The organism is Alloalcanivorax venustensis (genome assembly GCF_047495515.1).
GTDB lineage: Bacteria > Pseudomonadota > Gammaproteobacteria > Pseudomonadales > Alcanivoracaceae > Alloalcanivorax > Alloalcanivorax venustensis.
Genome location: NZ_CP179934.1, coordinates 2714075 through 2733221 on the forward strand (window position 1 = coordinate 2714075; position 19147 = coordinate 2733221).

Sequence of the window (19147 nt, forward strand, 5' to 3'; positions counted from 1 at the left end):
GGGAAATGCCATGAGCCAGACCGACGTTATTACCCTGCCCAAAGTGCTGGGCAAAGTGCCTGAAGTGGTGATGAACCTGCCGGGCCTGATCAAAGGCTCCCGGATGAGCAAGATCACCGACACCACCAGGCCGCTGGGCTTGGGCGTGGCTTTCGAGAAGGTGGCGGCGAACAATCCGGACGGCCTCGCGGTGATTTACCGCGACCGCCGCTACACCTATCGCCAGTTCAATGCCTGGGCCAACCGCATCGCCGACTACCTGGCCTCCATCGGCCTGAAGAAAGGCGACACCGTGGCGCTGGATATGGAGAACCGTCCCGAGTTTCCGGCCACGCTTATCGGCTGTGCCAAACTGGGCGTGTGCGCCGCTCTGATCAACACCTCCCAGAAAGGGAAAGTGCTGACTCACAGCTTCAACCTGGTGAAACCCAAGGCGGCGATCATCGGTCAGGAACTGGTGGAAGTGATCCAGGAAGTACGCGATCACCTGGACCTGAAGGAAAACTTCTTCTACTTCGCCGACCAGGACACCCTGGCCGACCCGGGCGCCGCCCCGGAAGGCTTCACCAACCTGGCGGCCGCGATCCAGGGTTGTTCCAGCGAGAACCCGGAGAGCACCCACCAGACCTTCCTGCGCGACCCGCTGTTCTACATCTACACCTCCGGCACCACCGGCATGCCCAAGGCGGTGGTGTTCAACCACGGCCGCTGGGAGAAGGCCCACGGCGGGTTCGGCTTCTCCTCGGTGCGGCTGACGAAAACCGACCGGCTTTATTGCACCCTGCCGTTCTATCACGCCACCGGCCTGGTGGTCTGCTGGGCCTCGGTGATCGCCGGCCAGGGCTGCCTGGTTCTGGCCAGGCGCTTCTCCGCCAGCCGCTTCTGGGACGACATCCGCAAGCACCACTGCACTGCCTTCGGTTACGTCGGCGAGCTGTGCCGCTACCTGCACGAGCAGCCCGAGAAGCCGGACGACGGCGACAACCCGGTGCACACCATCGTCGGCAACGGCCTGCGCCCCAGCATCTGGAAAGAGTTCAAGAACCGCTTCGGCATTGAGCGCGTGGTGGAGCTGTACGCCTCCTCCGAGGGCAACGTGGCCTTCACCAACGTGTTCAACTTCGACAACACCGTGGGCTTCTCGCCGGTCAGCTACGCCATCGTCAAGTACGACAAGGAAGCCGATGAGCCGGTACGCGACGACAAGGGCTTCATGATCAAGGTGGGCAAGGGCGAATCCGGCCTGATGCTCGGCGAGATCACCGACAAGACCCCGTTCGACGGCTACACCGACAAGGACAAGACCGAGAAGGCGATCTTCCGGGACGTGTTCAAGAGAGGCGACGCCTGGTTCAACACCGGCGACATGATGCGCGACATCGGCTTCCGCCACGCCCAGTTCGTCGACCGCCTGGGCGACACCTTCCGCTGGAAGGGCGAGAACGTCTCCACCACCGAGGTGGAGCAGATCCTCGACGGCTTCGAGCAGATCGTCGAATCCGTGGTCTACGGCGTGGAAATCCCCGGCACCAACGGCCGCGCCGGCATGGCCGAGCTGCGTCTCGACCGCCCGCACGAGGAAGTGGACTGGCCGGCCCTGAGCAGCTACCTCAAGCGCGAGCTGCCGCCCTACGCGATCCCGGTGTTCCTGCGCATCACCGACCACGGCGTGGAAACCACCGGCACCTTCAAGCACCAGAAGAACACGCTGAAGGAAGAGAAGTACGATCTGAACCGGCACAACGACCCGGTCTATGTGCTGCTGCCCGGCGAGAGCGGCTACCAGCGCCTCACGCCGGAGATCCAGGCCGGCATCGAAGCCGGACGGTATCGCTTCTGAAGCCCGTGCCCGACAAGATGGTTTCTTCCCGGGTCTGAATATCCGATACTTCAGGGTATTTATTGCGCCGCCAGCAAAGGCCCAGACCATGCAAGACCCACAAGCAAGACACCGCGAGCGGCCCACCGAGCCGCTTCCCAAATCCGTTAAGCCGGCCCTGCTGTTCCTCGGCTTTTTGTTTATGGTGACGGTGGTGATCGCCGGGGCCGCCTACGTGGTGGACCGGCAAATTTACGGGTGAATCATTTGAACGGGTGATCCATGTCGTCCCAGCAAGAGCACCGTCATCATCCACGCCGCGACCCGCCCCGGGGGGTGTCCCTGACCCTGCGTCGGGATCCGCCGGCGGCGGACGAGGAGTCGCTGCATCTGCTATGCCGGGATGTGTCCCGAACCGGCCTGGGGGTGGCGTTCCCCCACTCCATCACGCCGGATACCGATGTGGAACTGTGGATTACGCTGCCCGGGGACGAGCGCCGCCTTCATCTGTACGGCACCATCGCCTGGTGCGCCGCGCCGCTGGGACAATGGCGCGCGGGCATCGCGCTCAACCTGGAACGCAGTGACGGCCGGTTCTGGTCGGCGCGCTTCGACCAAGACCATGACCTCGACGAACACTGAGCGTCCGCTGTTTCACCGCGGCGGCGACTACCAGAGCCATCGCCCTGATTACCCCGCCGCCCTGTTCCAGTGGCTGGCGCGGCACAGCCCCGGCCACCGTCTCGCCCTGGATCTGGGTTGCGGCAGCGGACAGGCCTGCCGCGCGCTGGAACCCTGGTTCGACACCGTGCTCGGCGGCGACGTCAGTGTCGATCAGCTCAAAGCGGCCCCGCCCGGCACCAGCCATTATCTGGCGGCGCACGCGGACGCCTTGCCGGTCGCCGACAACAGCGTCGATCTGATCACCGTGGCGCAGGCGCTGCACTGGTTCCCCCTGCCCGCTTTTTTCCATGAGAGCGCCCGCGTGCTGCGCGACGAGGGGCTGCTGGCGATCATCAGCTATGGACTGTGCAGCGTGGCCGGCCTGGAGGGCCTGATCGAGGACTTCCACGACCGCACCCTGAAACCCTGGTGGCCGGCGGCGCGCTGGCTGGTGATCGAGGGCTACCGAAGCGTCACCCTGCCCTGGCCGGAGCTCGAGGGCCCGCCGCCCATGCCGCTGGAACGGCAATGGCACTGGCAGGACATGGCCGGCTATCTGGATACCTGGTCGGCACTGGTCAAAGCCCGCGACCACGGCTACGACCCGCTGGCGGCGTTCCTGCCGGTGCTGCGGGAACACTGGGGAGAAGCGGAAAGAACCGTGCGCTGGCCGCTGCAACTGCGGGTCTGCGCGCGGCCGCCAAGACCGGCCGGATAAAAACGGGCGCCGTCAGGATTCGGGGAAGTGCTCGGCGAGCAGGCCGGCCAGGCGGTCCAGCCGGCGGCGGCGCTTGGCCAGTCCGAAGATGTTCATCATGCGCGTGCCCCAGGTCAGCGCGGTGGCCAGAGTGTCGCCGCCACGGCGGGGAATCACGTGCACATGCACATGGGGCACGTGCTGGTTGGCTTCGCGGCCGTCGTTGACGATCACGTTGTGGGCCAGCACGTCCAGGCCGGCCCGCTTGTGCGCACGAATGGTACGCCGGGCCAGCTCGAACAGATGGGCGCAGAGGTCCGACTCCAGGTCCTGAAGCAGGGGCTGGTGCTGCACCGGAATCACCAGGCAGTGGGCCTCGCGCACCGGAAACAGGTCCAGCAGCACGATGGCCCGCTCATCCCGGTAGACCACGCTGCCCTCGGCGCGCCCCTCCAGTATCTGGCAAAACACGCAGTCAGCCACTCAGTTCTCCGATTGCAGGTAATCTTGCTTGCGCCGCTGGCGCCAGATTTCCGCGCCGGCCAACAACAGCGCCAGCAACAACACGGCCAGCAGAGGTCCGCCGGCACGCCACAGGCTCACGTCTTCCCGGGCCAGACCGTCGAACAGGCTGACCACCCAGGCCGGCCCCCATTCCTGGTGGTTCGGCGACACCGGCCAGGGCATCAACAGCAGCGCCGCCGCCAGGGCGCGCAGCGGCAGCCGCAGCCAGCCGCGCAGCGGCCGGGTGATGTACCAGAGCACGAACAGCACGCCCACCGACCCGAGCAAATAGGCGAACCATCCCCACAAATAGGCTTTCGTCGTCACGATCTCTCCTCAGTTCACCCAGTGAATAATACGCTCTTCCAGGTCCGCTTCATCCACCGTGGTTTCGCTGACCACCCGCCCGGCCACGCTGACCCCGGCCTCGCGGACCGACTCCGCCCGCCCGGACCGCAACGGGTGCCAGGCTTTCAACGGCCGGCCCCGGGCGCGCAGGCGGTAGGCGCAAGTGTCGGGCAGCCAGTCGAAATGCTGCGCCACCTCGGCGGTGACCTCAACACAATCCGGCACATAGTGATGGCGCTCCGGGTACACCCGGCAGCGGCACTGTTCGGTGTCCAGGTAACCACAGGCCACGTCGGTGAAGGCCACCTCGCCGCTGTCCTCGTCTTCCAGTTTAACCAGACAGCAGCGCCCGCAGCCATCGCACAGGGCCTCCCACTCACGGGCGTCGAGCTGCTCCAGGGGCAGCTCCCAGAAGCGCTCACGCACGGCGCGGGCGGTCCGGGTGGCCGTCGGCCAGATACAGATCCGGATCCGGCGGTGGCGGCATCTGCAGGTAAAAGCCCTGCTGCTGCACGGCGGCCATGACCTTGTTGACGTCGGCGCGGGACAGCGGGCGCTCCGGCGACAGAATCAGATCGGTGACGTGCACGCCCGGGCCGAACTGCTCGGCGAGCGCCTCCGGCAGGTCCCGCAGCCCCTTGCCCCGGGGCACGTACAAATACATGTCCGCGCGCTTGCGGCTCTTGTAGATCGAACAGAACAGCTTGCCCTTAAGCAGAGTTGAAGCACTCATAGCATCTCTCTCAATGGCCGCGCGACCAGCTCCTCACGCCAGCCGGTGAGCGGCTCCGGCAGCGCGTCGGGGTCGCGGACCAGCGCTTCCAGCCAGCGGCGCCGCACCAGCACATCGGGTTTCAGTGACAATTCCTCGGCGATCCGCCCTACCCGTTCGCGCAGCGCCTTCACCGTGCCGCGCTGCTCCGGGTCCAGGGGCCCGGGCAGCGGCGCCGGCGGCTCCGCCTTGGCGGCCTGCTCGATCAGCGCCAGCAGCGCGTCGCCGTCACGGCGGATGGCGCGCGGGTGCAACCCCAGCTTCTGCAGGTCCACGCGGCCGCGCACGGCGGCGCGGCTCAGGTCCAGCAGGGTATTGTCGCGCAGCACGAAGCCCTTGGGCAGGTCCCGCTCACGGGCGGTGGCTTCGCGCCAGTCGGCGAGCGCTTCCAGCACCGCCAGTTCGCGGCCCTGCAGATGGCCGGCGCCCTTCACCTGGCGCCACACCGCCTGGGGCTCGGCGCGGCGGCGGGCGTCGTCGCGCAGCCGCGCGCATTCCTCATACCACCAGTCCAGCCGCCCCAGCCGCTCCAGCTCGGCCTGAAGCTGCTCGGCGAGCTCCGGCAGATACTTGACGTCGTCCTCGGCGTACAGCAACTGCTCCTCGCTGAGCGGCCGCTTCAGCCAGTCGGTGCGGGTGGCGCCCTTGGCCAGGCTCACCCCCATGCGGTTCTCCACCAGACGCTGATAGCCCACCTGCATGTCCTCGCCGGTGAGCGCCGCGGCGATCTGGGTGTCGCGGACCCGCTCCGGGTAAGCGCCGGCGAACGACGCCAGCGCCTCCAGGTCTTCCGAGCAGGCGTGCATGATCAACGGGCGTTCGGCGAACAACGGCACCAGCGCCGGCGGGTCCACCCGGGTGGTGTCGATCAGACGAATATGCTCGCCGTCGTGCACTTGCACCAGGGCCAGGCGCGGAAAGTAGGTCCGTTCGCGCATGAACTCGGTGTCCAGGTAAAGCGGCTGATCCGGAGCCAGGCCATCGGCCCAGTCCCGCAGGGAGTCGGTGCTGTCGCACCAAAGGTACGCCATGGGAATCCGTTGCGTCGCTGAATGTGCCGGCATTATACGGGTCGCGGGCGGCGGCTGAAACGCGTGCCGGTGAGACGGCCCGGCGGCACTCAATTTCAGCGCCGGTTTCTGCTACCCTTTGCGCCCTCTGAATCGTCAGTTGCACAGGAAACCGCCATGAGCACCAAATTGGTACTGGTCCGCCACGGCCAGAGCGTCTGGAACAAGGAAAACCGCTTCACCGGCTGGAAAGACGTGGACCTCACCGATCAAGGCCGCGAGGAAGCCCGCCAGGCCGGCGAGTTGCTGAAGGAAGCCGGCTTCGAATTCGATATGGCCTACACCTCGGTGCTCAAGCGCGCCATCCGCACCCTCTGGACCATCCTCGACGGCATGGACCAGATGTGGATTCCGGTGATCCGCGATTACCGTCTCAACGAGCGCCACTACGGTGCGCTGCAAGGCCTCAACAAGGCGGAAACCGCCGAAAAATACGGCGACGAGCAGGTGCTGATCTGGCGCCGCAGCTACGACACGCCGCCGCCCAAGATGGACCGCGACGACGAGCGCTACGCCGGCCGTCTGCGCGTCTACAAGGACCTGGACGAGGACCGTATCCCGCTGTCGGAAAGCCTCAAGGACACCGTGGACCGTTTCCTGCCCTACTACCAGCAGGAGATCGAGCCCCAGGTGCGCGCCGGCAAGCAGGTGCTGATCTGCGCCCACGGCAACAGCCTGCGCGCGCTGGTCAAGCATTTGAGCGGCATCTCCGACGAGGACATCGTCAAGCTCAATATCCCCACCGGCATTCCCATGGTCTATGAGCTGGACGACGATCTGAAGCCGATCAAGAACTACTACCTGGGCGACCAGGAAGCGGCCGCCAAGGCCGCCGAGGCGGTGGCCAACCAAACCAAGGGCTAACCGCCGATCCGATCCAGCGCCCGCACCCGCCGCTGCTCCGCTTCATCGAACAGCGACGCGCGCAGGCGCTGGATCGCATCCTCCCGATCTTCCTCCGCCAGGCCGCTGTCCTCGATGGCGCGGCGCTGTGCCTGGTACGCCTGATAGCGCTCACGCCACGCCTCCCGACGCCGGTCCAGTTCGCTCAGGCGCTCGGCGGCCTCCGCCCCGAGCCGCTGTTCCCGATACTGATACACGCGCGCCTCCGGGGCGCCCTGCTCGCGTAATTGCCGCACCGCCTCGGCCACCTCCGAGGGCCGCCGCGAGGCGCGCACCATCTCGCGCATGTCCTCCGGCAGGCCCGCCTCCAGCGCTTCCAGACGGGCCTGTTTCTCGGCCGGCTCGAGTTGCTCGTTTTCCAACAGCGCACGCCGCTGCAAGGCGAAGTCCGCGTAGCGGTCGCGGAAGCCGAAAAACGCCTCGCGGGTGGCGGCGCTGAACCACTGGTCGCGCAGCGCCCGGCGCTCTTCCAGGCTTTGCCGCATGCCGGCGACGCTGCCGTCGTGCTCGTCCAGCTCGCGCAGGGCGGACCGATAACCGATATAGCGCTCGAACAGATCCCACGCCTGGCGGGCCGCCCTCTCCGAAAGCGCGCCCCGCAAGTGGGCCGCCACCCGGCCGCGCAGCACGTTCAGCTCCTCTTCGCCCAGAGCGGAGAGGAAATAATCGAAACGCCGCCGCACCTCCTCCGAGACAATCAGATTGCCGCGCTCGTCCTCGCGCAGGGCGCCGTCGGGCACGGTGCCGCGCCAGGACGCCGGCTCCTCGCCGAGCTTGCGTCCGCGGGCCACGTAGTCCTGGAACTCGGATTCGCCGCCGTCCGGGTCCGCCGCCGGCGCGTCCGATCGGGCCGGCGCCGGTTTCGACGGCGTTTCCCGCCACCACACGCCCATCAGCGCCAGCGTCACCACCAGCAACGACATGGTCGCCGCCAGGGCCAGAGGTCCTTTCATTGTTGTTCTCCGTTCAGTTGTTCCCTGTCGACCGCTAGTCGGATTGGTACTTTTTTATTAGTGAACCACCGCCAGCAGTAAGGCTAGCATCAAACCACCGGTCGATAAAAAACAAGGACCGACCGGCGGACCAAGACATTCGACAACAAAAAAATCAGGGAAGCTTATGAAAACCTTAACCCGGACTCTCATAGGGGTCATGGCCCTGGCGGTTCTGTCACTGCCCGGCCTGACCACCGCGGATTACACCGAAACCCGTTACCCCATCGTGCTGGTGCACGGCCTGTTCGGCTTCGACAGCGCCGCCGGCGTGGACTACTGGTACCGCATCCCCGAGGAACTGCGCCAGGGCGGCGCCGAGGTCTACGTGACCCAGGTCAGCGCCGCCGAGGACACCGAGGTGCGCGGCGAACAGCTGGCCCGCCAGGTGGAGGACATCCTCGCCACCACCGGCGCCGGCAAGGTCAATCTGATCGGCCACAGCCACGGCGGCCCCACCGCCCGCTACGTGGCTTCGGTCTACCCGCAGATGGTGGCCTCGGTGAGCAGCGTGGGCGGCGTCAACTGGGGCGCGCGCATGGCCGACGTGCTGCAGGGCGTGTCCGACAACGTGCCCTTCTCCGGCGACCTGATCGGCTATCTGGGCAACGCCCTGGCCGGCCTGATCGACCTGTTTTCCGGCGGCGGCAATCAGCAGGACATCATGGCCGCGCTCAAGGCGCTGACCACCGAGGAAACTCTGGCCTTCAACCAGCTCTACCCTGAAGGCGTGCCCGCCGAATACTGCGGTGAAGGCCAGCGTCAGGCCGGCAACGGCGTGTCCTACTTCTCCTGGAGCGGCGCCAAACCGCTGACCAACGGTTTCGATCCGTCCGACGCGCTGCTCGGCGCCACCTCCATCGTCTTCCTGGGCGAAAAGAACGACGGCCTGGTGAGCAGCTGTTCCAGCCATCTGGGCATGGTGATCCGCGACGACTACCGCATGAACCACCTGGACGAGGTCAACCAGGTGCTGGGCCTGCACGATATCTGGAGCACCGACCCGGTAACCCTGTATCGCCAGCAGGCCAACCGCCTGAAGAACTACAGCTTCTGACAGGCGGCGCCACCGGCAAAAAACCGCCCGCCGGCCACGGCGGGCGAAAGTTCCCGCGCCGGGTGACCGAAACGCTCAGCGCGCCCGGCGCCATGGTTTTGTGTCCTTGCCCCGCCCCTCTAACATCGGGTACTCGGCAGCTTTTCCTATGAAGGACCATAATCATGACAACAACCCTCAAAGCGTTTCTTGCTTCCGGCCTGTTGCTGGCCTCTTCCGTGGCCACGGCGGAAACCATCGAACGGGACATCTGCGTCTTCGACATCGCCGGCAAGGTCGGCCCCACCATGGCCGCCATGCAGGATTGGCGCACCGAAGCCATGAACTGGGGGCTGGACGCCAACCTGAAGGTGTACACCAACGAATCGGTGGTCGCGGAAGACCTCAAGGCCGGGGTGTGTGACGCCGCCCTGATGACCGGTATCCGCGCGCGCCAGTTCAACACCTACGCGGGCACCCTGGATTCCATCGGCGCCATTCCCACCATGGAACACATGAAGATCGCGCTGCAGGTACTGGCGCACCCCAACAGCGCCGACAAGCTGACCGCCAACTCCTATGAAGTCATGGGCATCGCGCCGATCGGCGCCGCCTACATTTTCGTCAACGACCGGCGCGTGAACACCCTCGCCAAGGCGGCCGGCAAAAAAGTGGCGGTACTCGACTACGACCCCACCCAGGCCAAGCTGGTGGCCGCCGCCGGTGCCACGCCGGTGCCCTCGGACATCACCAACTTCGCCGGCAAGTTCAACAACGGCGTGGTGGATGTGATCGCCGCCCCGCTGGTGGCCTACAACGTGCTGGAACTCTACAAGGGCCTGGAACCGGACGGCGGCATCATCGACTACCCGCTGGTGCAGCTCTCAATCCAGCTGATCGCCAAGGGCGACCGCTTCCCCGAGGAAATGGCCCAGACCTCACGGGAGTACTTCTACAACAGCCTCGACCAGGTGCTGGAGCAGGTGGAACGGGAAGCGTCGGTGGTGGACGACAAGTGGTGGGTGGACATCCCCGACAAGGACAAGCAGGAATACGAAGTCATGATGCAGGACGCCCGCGACCAGATGCGTAACGAGGGCCACTACGACCCGGACATGCTCGACCTGCTGCGCAAAGTGCGCTGCAAACTGAACAGCTCCCGGGCCGAATGCACCGGCGGCTGAACCGGCGGCTTACAGCCCCAGACGCTTGGCGATCACCTCGTTCATGATCTCGTAGGTGCCGCCGCCGATAGAGAGAATGCGGTTGTCGCGGAACAGCCGCTCCACTACGGTGCCGCGCATATAGCCGGCGCCGCCGAAGATCTGCACCGCGTCCCAGGTGACCCGGTCGGCGCACTGGGTGGCCTGGTTCTTGGCCATGGACACGTCCAGCACGCAATCCTCGCCGTTGGCCAGCCGCGCCGCCACCCGATAGGTGAACTCCCGGCTCACCGCCACCTGGGTGGCCATTTCCGCCAGCTTGTGGCGGGTCACCTGGAAGCCGGCGATCGGGCGGCCGAACGCCTCGCGCTCACGGGCATAGGCCATGGCTTCGTCCAGGGCGACCTGGGCGGTCATGTTGGCGGTGACCGCGAGAATCAGGCGCTCCATCTGGAAGTTGCTCATGATGCAGAAAAAGCCGCCGTTCTCCGCGCCGATCAGGTTTTCCGCCGGCACCCGGCAATCCTCGAAGAACAGCTCGGCGGTGTCGGACGCCCACCAGCCCATCTTCTTGAGCTTGCGGCCGACGGTGAAGCCGGGGGTGTCCTTCTCCACCAGCAGCAGCGAGATGCCGCCGAAGCCGGGGTCGCCGGTGCGCACCGCCACGGTGTAATAGTCGGCGCGCACGCCGCTGGTAATGAAGGTCTTGCTGCCGTTGACCACATAGTGGTCGCCGTCACGCACGGCGCGGGTGCGCAGGTTGGCCACGTCCGAGCCGCCGCCCGGCTCGGTGACCGCCAGCGCGGCGATCTTGTCGCCGGCCAGTACCGGCGGCACCACTTTTTCCTGCAGCGCTTCCGAGCCCCATTTCCAGACCGGCGGCAGGCCGATATCCAGCGACCCCAGGCTGGCGCCCACGCCGCCGGAGGTGCAGCGCACCATCTCTTCGCAGGCCGCCACTTTCATGAACACGTCTTCGCCGCTGCCGCCCCATTTCTCCGGTGCGCCGATGCCGAGAATGCCGGCGTCCGCCGCCTTCTTGTAAAGCTCGCGGGGGAATTCCCCGGCTTCTTCCCAATCGTTCACGTAGGGCAGAATTTCACGCTGAACGAAGCTGCGCACGGTGTCGCGGACCATGCGATGGGTATCGTCGAAATAGGACAGTTCAGGCACGGGATCTCCTTATTGTATCGAGCGTCATAAACCAAGCGCTTGCTTGGTTCGCATGGTAGCCCCGTGGAAGAAAAGCAGCAAGGCAACCGCAAGGGACACGCGGGCGACGCCCGCGCGATTCAGGAAGGGGTCAAGAAGAAAACGGTCGGCGGCCGCGCAGGGCCTGGGCCAGGGTGGCGCCGTCGACGAATTCCAGGTCGCCGCCCATGGGCACGCCCTGGGCGATGCGGGTGACGCTGACGCCCGCTTCCCGGGCCAGGTCCAGCACGTAGTGCGCGGTGGCCTCGCCTTCCACGGTGGTGCCGGTGGCCAGGATCAGCTCCTGGATCTGGCCTTCGTTGAGGCGCGCTTCCAGCACGTCCAGGCCCAGCTCGCGGGGGCCGACGCCGTCCAGCGGCGACAGCTCGCCCATCAGCACGAAATAGTGGCCCCGGTATTCCGCCGATTGCTCCACCGCCAGCACGTCCGCCGGCGAGGCGACGATGCACACCAGGCCCGGGTCGCGACGCGGGTCCTGGCAGACCGGGCACAGCTCCTGCTCGGCGTAATTGCGGCAGCGGCGGCACTGTTTAACGCCGTCCATGGCCGCGTTCAGCGCCGCCGCCAGGCCGCGGCCGTCGTCACGGCCCCGTTCCAGCAGCGCGTAGGCCATGCGCTGGGCGGAGCGCGGCCCCACCCCGGGCAGGCAGGTGAACGACTGGATCAGTTTCTCCACCAGGGGAGTGTGCTTCACGGCTTGAACCCCGGCGGGAAGGGAAAGCCGTCGGTCATGCCCTTCATCATGTCTTTCTGGCTGCTTTCCACCCGGCGCACCGCGTCGTTGACCGCCGCCGCCAGCAGGTCTTCCAGCATTTCCTTGTCCTCGCTCATCAGGCTCGGATCCAGGGAGACATTCTTCACGTCGTGGCGGCCGTTCATGACCACCTTCACCAGGCCGGCGCCGGCTTCACCGGTGACTTCCGCGTTGGCGGCCTCTTCCTGGGCTTTCTTCATCTTCTCCTGCATCTGCTGTGCCTGCTGGAGAAGGTTGTTCATATCGAAATCCATGACGCACCTTTTTCAATCGGTGGGTTGGTCGTGGTCCCGGGGCTGGATGCTGCTTTCATCCAGCCGGGCGTTGAACTGCTGAATCAGGGTCTGCACGGTGCGGTCTTCCAGCAAGGCGCCGCGCGCTTCCTCCAGCCGCACCCGGCGGCGCTCCTGGTCGATGGCCTCGGGGGTGTCGCCGGCGTCGGCGTCGTATTCCAGATTGAGCCGGATACGGCGCTGAAAATAGTCGCTGAGGGCGCCGGCCAGCTCCTGGGTACGCTCCGGGTTCACCAGCACCTGGTGGCCGGTGCTCAGGCGCAGGGTCCACTGGTTCTCCTGGCGGGCCGCCAGCACCGTGTTGCGGGCCAGGTTGCGCGCCGCGCCGTCCAGCGGCAGGCGCTCCACCAGGGCGGCCCACCAGGAGCCCACGTCCTGATCGGATTCCGGCTCCGCCAGCGGCATTGGCGTGGGCTCGGCCTTCGGCTCGGGCTCGGACACGGGCTCCGGTTCGGAGGCCGGCGCCGGGGCGGGCGCGGATGACGTGGCCGACGACTCTCCGCGCGCAGCCGGGGCTTCGGCCGGCGCGCGCTCAGCCGGCGGCGGCTCGGCGGGCGGTGTTTCTTCGGCCCGGGGCTCCGGCGCCACCGGCTCCTTGGGCGCGGTGCGTCGGCCCGTGTCACCGCCGAGCAAGGCGCGCAAATCCCCCGGCCCGCCGCCCTGGGGCGACGGCGCCGGGGCGTCAGGCTTTTTTGCCGGGGCGCGGGCCTCCCCGCCCGGCAGCACGCCACGCGGGGAAAACAGCACCATGCGCAGCAGGATCATTTCCAGGGCCGCCCGCGCGTCCGGAGCGTCCTGGATATCCCGCCGTCCGCGCAGCGCCACGTCGTAATAGAGTTGAATCTGTTCCGCCTGGAAGCGCTCCGCCAGGCCCGCCATGGTCGGGTCGGCGCCCTCCCCGCCCAGCGCCTGGATCACCGCCAGCTCGTGCAGCGCGGATACCAGCTCATCGAGCAGGGCCAGCTCGTCGGGCGCGTGCTCGGCGATCGCCGCCAGCCCCTGCAGCACACCGGCGGCTTCGCCACCGGCCAGCGCTTCCAGCAGGGTATGCACATGGCCCCGGTCCACGGTGCCCAGCATGGCGCTCACCGACTGGGCGCTGAGCTGCTCGCCGCCGAACGAAATCGCCTGGTCGGTGAGGCTCAGGGCGTCGCGCATGGAGCCCTGCGCCGCCCGGCCCAGGGCCAGCAGCGCCGGCTCCTCGAAGCGGATCATCTCGCGCTCGAGCAGGGCTTTCAGGTGGCCGGCGATCTGCTCGGCGGGCAGCGCCTTGAGGCTGAACTGCAGGCAGCGGGACAGCACCGTTACCGGCAGACGCTGGGGGTCGGTGGTGGCAAGCAGGAACTTCACGTGCGGCGGTGGCTCTTCCAGCGTCTTCAGCAACGCATTGAAGGAGTGCGCCGAAAGCATGTGCACCTCATCGATCAGGTACACCTTGTAGCGGCCCCGGGTGGGCGCGTACTGCACATTCTCGAGCAGCTCGCGGGTGTCCTCCACCTTGGTACGGCTGGCGGCATCCACCTCGATCAGATCCACGAAGCGGCCTTCGCCGATTTCCTCGCAGGTGGGGCAGACCCCGCACGGGCGGCTGCTGCCCCCCTCTTCGCAGTTCAGACAGCGGGACAGGATGCGCGCGATGGTGGTCTTGCCGACCCCGCGGGTGCCGGTGAACAAATAGGCGTGGTGCAGGCGGTCCTGATCCAGCGCGTGGGTGAGCGCCCGGGACACATGCTCCTGGCCCACCAGCTCGTCGAAGGTGCGCGGTCGATATTTGCGGGCGAGAACCTGGTAACTCATCGCTCTCCAGCCAAAGGGCTATCCGGGGCTTCGGGGGAAAGCCGTATGCTAGCGAATCTGACCGGTTTAAGACAGCGGGAGGGGCATGACGGGGGAAGAAATTGGAGGCCTTCCCGCCAGCCGCACCCCGGCACACGAGTCCACTGCTACCGTTGCTCCCTTCCGGGCCTGGCGGGGTTTACAGTTTGTCGTTGCGGGGGGACCAGCGGGTCGGCCATAACGCGCTTTTCAGCGAGCGCGCATTGTGGCCAAAGGCCGGATTCTTTGCAAGCGCGGCTCAGTCGAACGGGCTGAAAGAATCCTCGCGGCCCACTTCCCGGGCCTCGCCGTGGCTGTCGTTCATCACCCGCACGATGCGCCCGGCCTGGGCGTCGTCATCGGCGTCCACCATCACCAGGTACTGGCCCTTCTCCACCTCGCGCCAATAGGGCCGCAGGTGGTGGTTGCGCGATGAAATACCGAAGATGCCGCCCAGCCAGGCGCCGAAGCACAGGCCGAACAAGGTGGTGATCGGCACCACGCTCACCGACAACTGCCAGCCCCAGGGGTCCATGCCGGCCAGCATGAAGCCCAGCACGATGCCGGCGATGGCGCCGATCAGCGCGCCCAGAAAGCCGGTGTGCATGATCTCGGTGTCTTCCCAGATGGTGGTGCCGTGCACCTTGGCCGCTTCCAGCGGCCCCGGGTCGCGCCCCAGCACGTGCAACCGTCCGGCGTCGATGCCGGCGCGGTCCAGATCCCGGGAAATATGCTGCACGCTGTCAATCGACGCGGTCAGATAATAGAACCGTTTCATGATGCTTCTCCCTGTCACCTTGGGCCGGCCCGGTACCGCCCTCTCCGGGCCCTCGCCTTCGATTGTGCTACCGGGGCGCCGGGGTACGCAGTGAAGAAGCTAGATTGCTTTGCTATATGGGCGGAGCGCTCATATCGAAACGGGATAAACGAAACAGGGCCGGCGCGGGCCGGCCCTTCGGGCGGTTTAGTGCGGTTCCCCGATCGGGATCTGGCGCGGTTTGTGCGCCTCCGGAACCACCCGGGACAGATGCACGATCAGCAGGCCGTCTTCCATGGTCGCGCCCTCCACCTGAACGTGGTCGGCGAGCCGGAAGCTGCGTTCGAAACCGCGGCGGGCAATGCCCCGATGCAGCCAGGTGCGCTGCTCGCTGTCTTCTTCCGCCGGTTTGCCGCTGATGCGCAGCAGGTTTTCCTGCACGGTGATGTCCAGGTCGGCGCGGCTGAAGCCGGCCACCGCCATCACCACCCGGTAGGTGCCGTCGCTTTCGCGGATAATGTCATAGGGCGGGTAGCCGTTGGACTGATCCGAACGCAGGGCCGTTTCCAACCAGTCGTCGAACCGGTCGAAACCCACGCTGTGCCGGAAAAGGGGTGCCAAAGTATTCATCACGTTACCTCCATAGCATCGTAAGCGGTCCCCGCAGGCGACCGCGCAAACAATCTTCAAGTAGGCGTGACAACTTCAGCCGGCTGTTCGTCACGGTGAAGTAAATAGGGTCACCAAAACGGATTTCAAGGCTTTCAAGAAGGGATTAGCGGGGTGGGTCGGGGCGGTCCGCGGTGCTGTTGTTACAACGGAACCAACCGGCCACGGAGATCCGCTGGCGGCGGGCTTCCAGCACCTCATGGGGAATCCGGTCGCTGAGAAAGCACACCAGGGTACCGGCGCGCGGCTCCACTTCGGTGGCCGGGTGAATCGCGTCCGGGTCGGCCCAGACACGGAGGCGGCCGCCCTCTTCGCTGCGCCATTGATCGTTCAGGTACACCACCACGGACAATACCCGCCCGTTGCGGCCGTTGAAGGCGTCCAGGTGGCGCCGGTAGAACGCCCCGGGGTCGTACACCGCGAAGTGGGATTCGAGATCGAACAAGCCCATGAACAGCTGCCGGTTCACCGCCAGCCGCAGTTGCTCGAACTCGCCCAGCAGACGGCACTGGGCCAGCGTCGACCCGTCCAGCCACAGGGTGCGGTCGCGGCGCACGCGGGCGTTGTGCTGGTGTTCGCCGCGCCGGCCGATGCCGGCACTCTGGAATTCCCCACGCCGGTCACGCAGCAAGGCCTCGCGGCGCAGGGCGCGCACCAGGTGGGCGGGGAAGTAATTGGGCGCCACGGCGTACTGCCGGGCCACCAGATCATCGATCAGCCGCTGGCAGCGGGGGCTGCCGCCGTCGAACAGATCAGCGTGATTTTCCAGGGCGGGGTCCTCGGAAGGCGGGTGCCGTATTAGTGCAACGAGCCCGGTTCGGCGGGCGGGACATCGTCGTCGGGCCAGAACAACCAGTCGGCCTGCTGGGAATCTTCCAGCAGTTGCACGGTGGCGTCCAGCGTCGCCTGCACGAAATAGAGAAATTGCTCGAAGGTGACGCCCCGGCGGCCCAGCAGCAGGTCGCAGGCGACCAGCCGCGGCATGGAGTCGTCGTTCACATCCAGGAACAGCTTCAGGGAGGGGTATTCCATATTCAGGCGGGTAAGGTCCGCCTGCACCGTGAACAACGCCGCCGGCCTGACTTCCAGCTCGGTGGAGAACAACACCCCGTCTTCTTCCACGAACAGACGCGCGTCCACCACCCCTTCCCGGCCCTGCAGTTCGGAAAGATGCAGGCCATGGCACTGGTCGCAGATATAGTGTTGGATGTTGGCCTGTTCCAGCCAGCGCGTGACTTGCTCCGCATCCGGCGTGACCACCGTCAGCATCGGCTTACTCCTCTGTTCAGGGGGCGCATCATCCGGCATTCGCAACCTAAAGGAAAGAGGTTGCCTCGGAAAATCGGCCCACTTGCGCCGCCGGGTGGAACGGTGGTTATGATTCAGCAAACTCCCCCACAGAGAGAGACAATGACAACAACTTACGTGGCCTTCCGCTCCAGCGACGACCTGCACCAGACCACCGACGGCTTCATCCAGCGCATGCGCGACGGCGCCAGCAAACCCGAGCCCAAGGTGGTGGAAAAGATCATGACCACCTTTATCGACGAAGCCCTGGACGCCTTCTTTCTGCAACCGGCCGCCATGTCCGGCCTGAGCGGCACCCAGAAGCGCCTGGTGCAGGTGGCGTCGGATACCATTTCCAAGGCCACCCGCCTGGTGATCGGCCGCAGCGCCCGCAAAATGGACCTGGAACAAAACAAAGCCGCCGCCGAATACATGGATGAGATCCGCTTCCCCGGCCCGGACCAGGCCTACTGGTACGTGGCCTTCCCGATCAGCGACCCGCTCGCCGCCCAGGGGCGCGGCCTCGCCGACATGGCCGAGGACGGCACCACCAACGCCGCCGCCCGCGACGAGATGGTCGCCTACCTGCGCGGCGTCACCGACGAAGCGCTCAAGTGGTACTTCAACAAGCCCATCGCGCTGCTCGGCTTCGGCCCGATCCTGCGCAAGGTCGCCGACGTGGGCGTCGACACCACCCGCCGGGCCAGCTACGGCGTGATCAATAAAGTGATCCCCAACCTGGATGACGAGCAGTTCCTGCAGTCCGCCGTGTACTACCGTTCCATGCAAATTACCCGCTAGGCCGACGGCCTTCCCGGCGCCGCCCGGCGGCGTCCGGGTTTCATTCCGCTTCCGAAATAAAACGATTTGATAACAAACACTTACGCTCGTACCGGGAGCGGAAGGAACGTCACTAAGTTTTTACAAAAGTGCTTATACAACGGATTGCGCAGCGCGCAAGCGGCTCTCTACTATCCCTCTAGTACCACGAATAACGAACCGAGGAGTCAGCCGTGTCACTGCGCCACGCTATTCTTGTCCTACTGCAAGACCAAGAAGCCAGCGGCTATGACCTCGCCAGGGAATTCGCCAATAGTATTGGCCTGGTGTGGAATGCCACCCACCAGCAGATTTACCTGGAACTGGGGAAGCTTAACGAGCAACACATGGTCAGTTTTCGCCATGTGCCGCAGGAGGGGAAGCCGGACAAAAAACTCTACAGCATCACCGAGGACGGCCGGCAGGAGTTGATCCGATGGCTAAAGAAGCCCGCCGGGCCCGCCCGCATCCGCGACGCCTTCATGGTCAAGGTCGCCGGTGGGCAACTGGCGGACTCGGGCGCACTACTGGGGGAACTGGAACAACTGTCCAAACAACGACGGGAACGCCTCGCCACCTTTGAAGCCCTGGCCCAGCGCCTGGACGAACAAGGCCGCGAAGAGAACCTGTACAGCTACCTGACGGTACGCCGTGGCATCCTCGACCAGCGCGCCTGGCTGCAATGGGCCGAGGAAGTCCGTCAGGCCCTGGAACACGCCTCGGTGGGCCTGCCCACCTCGTGAGCGACCCGGCGACCCTCGCCGGGGAGCTGGCATGGCTGACTCAGGCGCCGCCGCTGATCACACCGCCACCCGGCTGTGACAGCGCCGACGCCATCCTCCGGCAGTGCGCCGGCGAACCCGGCGTACTGCGCCGGGCCGCCGCCACCCTCGTCGAACAACCCCGCCCGCGCCGGCTCGGCCTGCACTTCGAAAACCTGGTCGCCGCCGTCCTCCAACACAGCCAACGCTACCGCCTGGTGGCCCGCAACGTGCCCCTGCGCCTCAATGGCAACACCCTCGGCGAACTGGACATGCTGGTCGAGGACCGGGACACCGGCGACCTGATGCACTGGGAGCTGGCGCTGAAGTTCTACCTGGGCCTGCCCGGCGAGCCGGCGGAACGTGCCTGGCCGGGGACCGACCCACGGGATCAGTTAGCCACTAAAATTCGCCATCTTCATGACCGTCAACTGGCCCGTTGTGACGACCCTGTGGTCACCACCTTGCTTGCCGAGCAGGGCTGGCGTGTGAGCCGAAAGATGCTGCTCACACGGGGGCGGCTGTTTCATACCGAACGCGAGACCGCCCTGCCCAAGGAAACCAATCCGTCCCATCAACGGGGAAGCTGGTTGTACGCGCGGTCACTCGAAACCCCTGGCGTGGTTATTCCACACGACCAATGGCACTACCATCAAACCTTGTCCGACAACCGGACTGACTTTGTTGCCGCCGAGGTGTTGCGCGACTATGTTCAGACCTTGTCGTCGCCGGTGATGATAGGAACCGAGTCGGGCCGCCTCACTTTTGCCGCCCCGGACAGCTGGCCCGATCACTGAGCGCGACCGACCAACT

The 19147-nt window shown here is 66.0% G+C and carries 24 protein-coding genes and 1 other RNA gene; 10 read left to right on the plus strand and 15 right to left on the minus strand.

Features of this window, described 5'->3' with window-relative positions:
- Window positions 1–10: 10 nt before the first annotated feature.
- The 4 genes from ACMG4O_RS12720 (at window position 11) to ACMG4O_RS12735 (ending at window position 3200) form a co-directional block, all read left to right on the plus strand.
- A complete protein-coding gene (locus tag ACMG4O_RS12720; RefSeq protein WP_414433889.1) occupies window positions 11–1840 on the plus strand; it encodes a long-chain-acyl-CoA synthetase in 1830 nt (609 codons plus the stop codon).
- An 88-nt stretch (window positions 1841–1928) separates the two neighbouring features.
- Entirely contained in the window at window positions 1929–2081 is a 153-nt protein-coding gene (locus tag ACMG4O_RS12725) for a hypothetical protein (protein WP_185956954.1), read from the plus strand.
- Window positions 2082–2101: 20 nt separating this feature from the next.
- Window positions 2102–2461: a PilZ domain-containing protein gene (locus ACMG4O_RS12730; protein WP_142949674.1), complete on the plus strand. Its 360-nt coding sequence runs from the start codon at window positions 2102–2104 to the stop codon at window positions 2459–2461.
- Window positions 2442–3200 carry a class I SAM-dependent methyltransferase gene (locus tag ACMG4O_RS12735; protein WP_414433890.1) on the plus strand — a complete coding sequence of 253 codons (759 nt, stop codon included), beginning with the start codon at window positions 2442–2444 and terminating at the stop codon, window positions 3198–3200. Before ACMG4O_RS12730 ends, ACMG4O_RS12735 begins: the two co-directional genes overlap by 20 nt.
- A gap of 12 nt (window positions 3201–3212) precedes the next feature.
- Here ACMG4O_RS12735 and ACMG4O_RS12740 read toward each other — a convergent pair whose 3' ends face one another.
- Genes ACMG4O_RS12740 through rnd form a run of 5 tightly spaced genes read right to left on the minus strand, consistent with a single transcriptional unit; the run spans window position 3213 to window position 5834 of the window.
- A complete protein-coding gene (locus ACMG4O_RS12740; RefSeq protein WP_414433891.1) occupies window positions 3213–3662 on the minus strand; it encodes an HIT family protein in 450 nt (149 codons plus the stop codon).
- A complete protein-coding gene (locus ACMG4O_RS12745; protein WP_255442598.1) occupies window positions 3663–4010 on the minus strand; it encodes a hypothetical protein in 348 nt (115 codons plus the stop codon).
- 9 nt (window positions 4011–4019) lie between these two features.
- A complete protein-coding gene (locus ACMG4O_RS12750; RefSeq protein ID WP_142949670.1) occupies window positions 4020–4457 on the minus strand; it encodes a YcgN family cysteine cluster protein in 438 nt (145 codons plus the stop codon).
- Complete coding sequence (locus tag ACMG4O_RS12755; protein WP_414433892.1) at window positions 4450–4764, minus strand: YcgL domain-containing protein; 315 nt, start codon at window positions 4762–4764, stop codon at window positions 4450–4452. The genes ACMG4O_RS12750 and ACMG4O_RS12755 overlap by 8 nt, the downstream gene beginning before the upstream one ends.
- A complete protein-coding gene (gene rnd / locus ACMG4O_RS12760; RefSeq protein ID WP_142949668.1) occupies window positions 4761–5834 on the minus strand; it encodes a ribonuclease D in 1074 nt (357 codons plus the stop codon). The genes ACMG4O_RS12755 and rnd overlap by 4 nt, the downstream gene beginning before the upstream one ends.
- A gap of 156 nt (window positions 5835–5990) precedes the next feature.
- Here rnd and gpmA point away from each other — a divergent pair, with 156 nt between their 5' ends.
- On the plus strand, window positions 5991–6737 hold the full coding sequence (gene gpmA / locus ACMG4O_RS12765; RefSeq protein WP_142949667.1) for a 2,3-diphosphoglycerate-dependent phosphoglycerate mutase: 747 nt from the start codon (window positions 5991–5993) through the stop codon (window positions 6735–6737).
- Here the strand turns inward: gpmA and ACMG4O_RS12770 are convergent.
- Window positions 6734–7729: a lipase secretion chaperone gene (locus tag ACMG4O_RS12770; protein WP_414433893.1), complete on the minus strand. Its 996-nt coding sequence runs from the start codon at window positions 7727–7729 to the stop codon at window positions 6734–6736. The two genes, gpmA and ACMG4O_RS12770, sit on opposite strands and share 4 nt — an antisense overlap.
- Window positions 7730–7895: 166 nt before the next feature.
- Here ACMG4O_RS12770 and ACMG4O_RS12775 point away from each other — a divergent pair, with 166 nt between their 5' ends.
- The gene (locus ACMG4O_RS12775; protein ID WP_221929775.1) at window positions 7896–8825 is read left to right on the plus strand and encodes a lipase family alpha/beta hydrolase; all 930 of its coding nucleotides are present in this window, start codon (window positions 7896–7898) and stop codon (window positions 8823–8825) included.
- Between the two features lie 164 nt (window positions 8826–8989).
- A complete protein-coding gene (locus ACMG4O_RS12780) occupies window positions 8990–9988 on the plus strand; it encodes a putative solute-binding protein (protein WP_142949665.1) in 999 nt (332 codons plus the stop codon).
- Between the two features lie 9 nt (window positions 9989–9997).
- Here the strand turns inward: ACMG4O_RS12780 and ACMG4O_RS12785 are convergent, their stop codons facing one another.
- From ACMG4O_RS12785 to ACMG4O_RS12825, 9 genes are all read right to left on the minus strand, one after another.
- The gene (locus tag ACMG4O_RS12785; protein WP_142949676.1) at window positions 9998–11104 is read right to left on the minus strand and encodes an acyl-CoA dehydrogenase family protein; all 1107 of its coding nucleotides are present in this window, start codon (window positions 11102–11104) and stop codon (window positions 9998–10000) included.
- A gap of 166 nt (window positions 11105–11270) precedes the next feature.
- Entirely contained in the window at window positions 11271–11873 is a 603-nt protein-coding gene (gene recR / locus ACMG4O_RS12790) for a recombination mediator RecR (protein WP_142949664.1), read from the minus strand.
- Entirely contained in the window at window positions 11870–12187 is a 318-nt protein-coding gene (locus ACMG4O_RS12795) for a YbaB/EbfC family nucleoid-associated protein (protein ID WP_067612862.1), read from the minus strand. The genes recR and ACMG4O_RS12795 overlap by 4 nt, the downstream gene beginning before the upstream one ends.
- A gap of 12 nt (window positions 12188–12199) precedes the next feature.
- Window positions 12200–14023 (minus strand): DNA polymerase III subunit gamma/tau, encoded by a 1824-nt coding sequence (gene dnaX / locus ACMG4O_RS12800; protein WP_414433894.1) that lies wholly within the window; start codon window positions 14021–14023, stop codon window positions 12200–12202.
- Window positions 14024–14134: 111 nt separating this feature from the next.
- Window positions 14135–14231: signal recognition particle sRNA small type (gene ffs / locus ACMG4O_RS12805), an RNA gene on the minus strand.
- A gap of 69 nt (window positions 14232–14300) precedes the next feature.
- Window positions 14301–14819, minus strand: a complete 519-nt coding sequence (locus ACMG4O_RS12810; RefSeq protein WP_142949662.1) for a hypothetical protein — start codon at window positions 14817–14819, stop codon at window positions 14301–14303.
- 186 nt (window positions 14820–15005) lie between these two features.
- Window positions 15006–15428 (minus strand): Hsp20 family protein, encoded by a 423-nt coding sequence (locus ACMG4O_RS12815; protein ID WP_194855361.1) that lies wholly within the window; start codon window positions 15426–15428, stop codon window positions 15006–15008.
- A gap of 145 nt (window positions 15429–15573) precedes the next feature.
- The gene (locus tag ACMG4O_RS12820; RefSeq protein WP_414433895.1) at window positions 15574–16170 is read right to left on the minus strand and encodes a 2OG-Fe(II) oxygenase; all 597 of its coding nucleotides are present in this window, start codon (window positions 16168–16170) and stop codon (window positions 15574–15576) included.
- A 95-nt stretch (window positions 16171–16265) separates the two neighbouring features.
- Complete coding sequence (locus tag ACMG4O_RS12825; RefSeq protein WP_142949659.1) at window positions 16266–16736, minus strand: YbjN domain-containing protein; 471 nt, start codon at window positions 16734–16736, stop codon at window positions 16266–16268.
- Between the two features lie 141 nt (window positions 16737–16877).
- On the opposite strand from ACMG4O_RS12825, the gene ACMG4O_RS12830 reads away from it, so the two are divergent.
- The 3 genes from ACMG4O_RS12830 to ACMG4O_RS12840 all read left to right on the plus strand — a co-directional run bounded on the left by ACMG4O_RS12830 (window position 16878) and on the right by ACMG4O_RS12840 (window position 19131).
- Window positions 16878–17555: a hypothetical protein gene (locus ACMG4O_RS12830; RefSeq protein WP_194855362.1), complete on the plus strand. Its 678-nt coding sequence runs from the start codon at window positions 16878–16880 to the stop codon at window positions 17553–17555.
- Between the two features lie 212 nt (window positions 17556–17767).
- Window positions 17768–18316, plus strand: a complete 549-nt coding sequence (locus tag ACMG4O_RS12835) for a PadR family transcriptional regulator (RefSeq protein ID WP_067609143.1) — start codon at window positions 17768–17770, stop codon at window positions 18314–18316.
- Window positions 18313–19131 (plus strand): DUF1853 family protein, encoded by an 819-nt coding sequence (locus ACMG4O_RS12840; RefSeq protein ID WP_414433896.1) that lies wholly within the window; start codon window positions 18313–18315, stop codon window positions 19129–19131. The genes ACMG4O_RS12835 and ACMG4O_RS12840 overlap by 4 nt, the downstream gene beginning before the upstream one ends.
- Window positions 19132–19147 lie beyond the last annotated feature (16 nt).

What these genes read in the sequence shown, in the direction of transcription:
- ACMG4O_RS12720 (WP_414433889.1), top strand. Translation starts at nt 11, where the DNA reads ATGAGCCAGACCGACGTTATTACCCTGCCCAAAGTGCTGGGCAAAGTG.
- ACMG4O_RS12725 (WP_185956954.1), top strand. Translation starts at nt 1,929, where the DNA reads ATGCAAGACCCACAAGCAAGACACCGCGAGCGGCCCACCGAGCCGCTT.
- ACMG4O_RS12730 (WP_142949674.1), top strand. Translation starts at nt 2,102, where the DNA reads ATGTCGTCCCAGCAAGAGCACCGTCATCATCCACGCCGCGACCCGCCC.
- ACMG4O_RS12735 (WP_414433890.1), top strand. Translation starts at nt 2,442, where the DNA reads ATGACCTCGACGAACACTGAGCGTCCGCTGTTTCACCGCGGCGGCGAC.
- ACMG4O_RS12755 (WP_414433892.1), bottom strand. Translation starts at nt 4,764, where the DNA reads ATGAGTGCTTCAACTCTGCTTAAGGGCAAGCTGTTCTGTTCGATCTAC.
- rnd (WP_142949668.1), bottom strand. Translation starts at nt 5,834, where the DNA reads ATGGCGTACCTTTGGTGCGACAGCACCGACTCCCTGCGGGACTGGGCC.
- gpmA (WP_142949667.1), top strand. Translation starts at nt 5,991, where the DNA reads ATGAGCACCAAATTGGTACTGGTCCGCCACGGCCAGAGCGTCTGGAAC.
- ACMG4O_RS12770 (WP_414433893.1), bottom strand. Translation starts at nt 7,729, where the DNA reads ATGAAAGGACCTCTGGCCCTGGCGGCGACCATGTCGTTGCTGGTGGTG.
- ACMG4O_RS12775 (WP_221929775.1), top strand. Translation starts at nt 7,896, where the DNA reads ATGAAAACCTTAACCCGGACTCTCATAGGGGTCATGGCCCTGGCGGTT.
- ACMG4O_RS12780 (WP_142949665.1), top strand. Translation starts at nt 8,990, where the DNA reads ATGACAACAACCCTCAAAGCGTTTCTTGCTTCCGGCCTGTTGCTGGCC.
- ACMG4O_RS12785 (WP_142949676.1), bottom strand. Translation starts at nt 11,104, where the DNA reads ATGGTCCGCGACACCGTGCGCAGCTTCGTTCAGCGTGAAATTCTGCCC.
- ACMG4O_RS12795 (WP_067612862.1), bottom strand. Translation starts at nt 12,187, where the DNA reads ATGGATTTCGATATGAACAACCTTCTCCAGCAGGCACAGCAGATGCAG.
- dnaX (WP_414433894.1), bottom strand. Translation starts at nt 14,023, where the DNA reads ATGAGTTACCAGGTTCTCGCCCGCAAATATCGACCGCGCACCTTCGAC.
- ACMG4O_RS12810 (WP_142949662.1), bottom strand. Translation starts at nt 14,819, where the DNA reads ATGAAACGGTTCTATTATCTGACCGCGTCGATTGACAGCGTGCAGCAT.
- ACMG4O_RS12815 (WP_194855361.1), bottom strand. Translation starts at nt 15,428, where the DNA reads ATGAATACTTTGGCACCCCTTTTCCGGCACAGCGTGGGTTTCGACCGG.
- ACMG4O_RS12825 (WP_142949659.1), bottom strand. Translation starts at nt 16,736, where the DNA reads ATGCTGACGGTGGTCACGCCGGATGCGGAGCAAGTCACGCGCTGGCTG.
- ACMG4O_RS12830 (WP_194855362.1), top strand. Translation starts at nt 16,878, where the DNA reads ATGACAACAACTTACGTGGCCTTCCGCTCCAGCGACGACCTGCACCAG.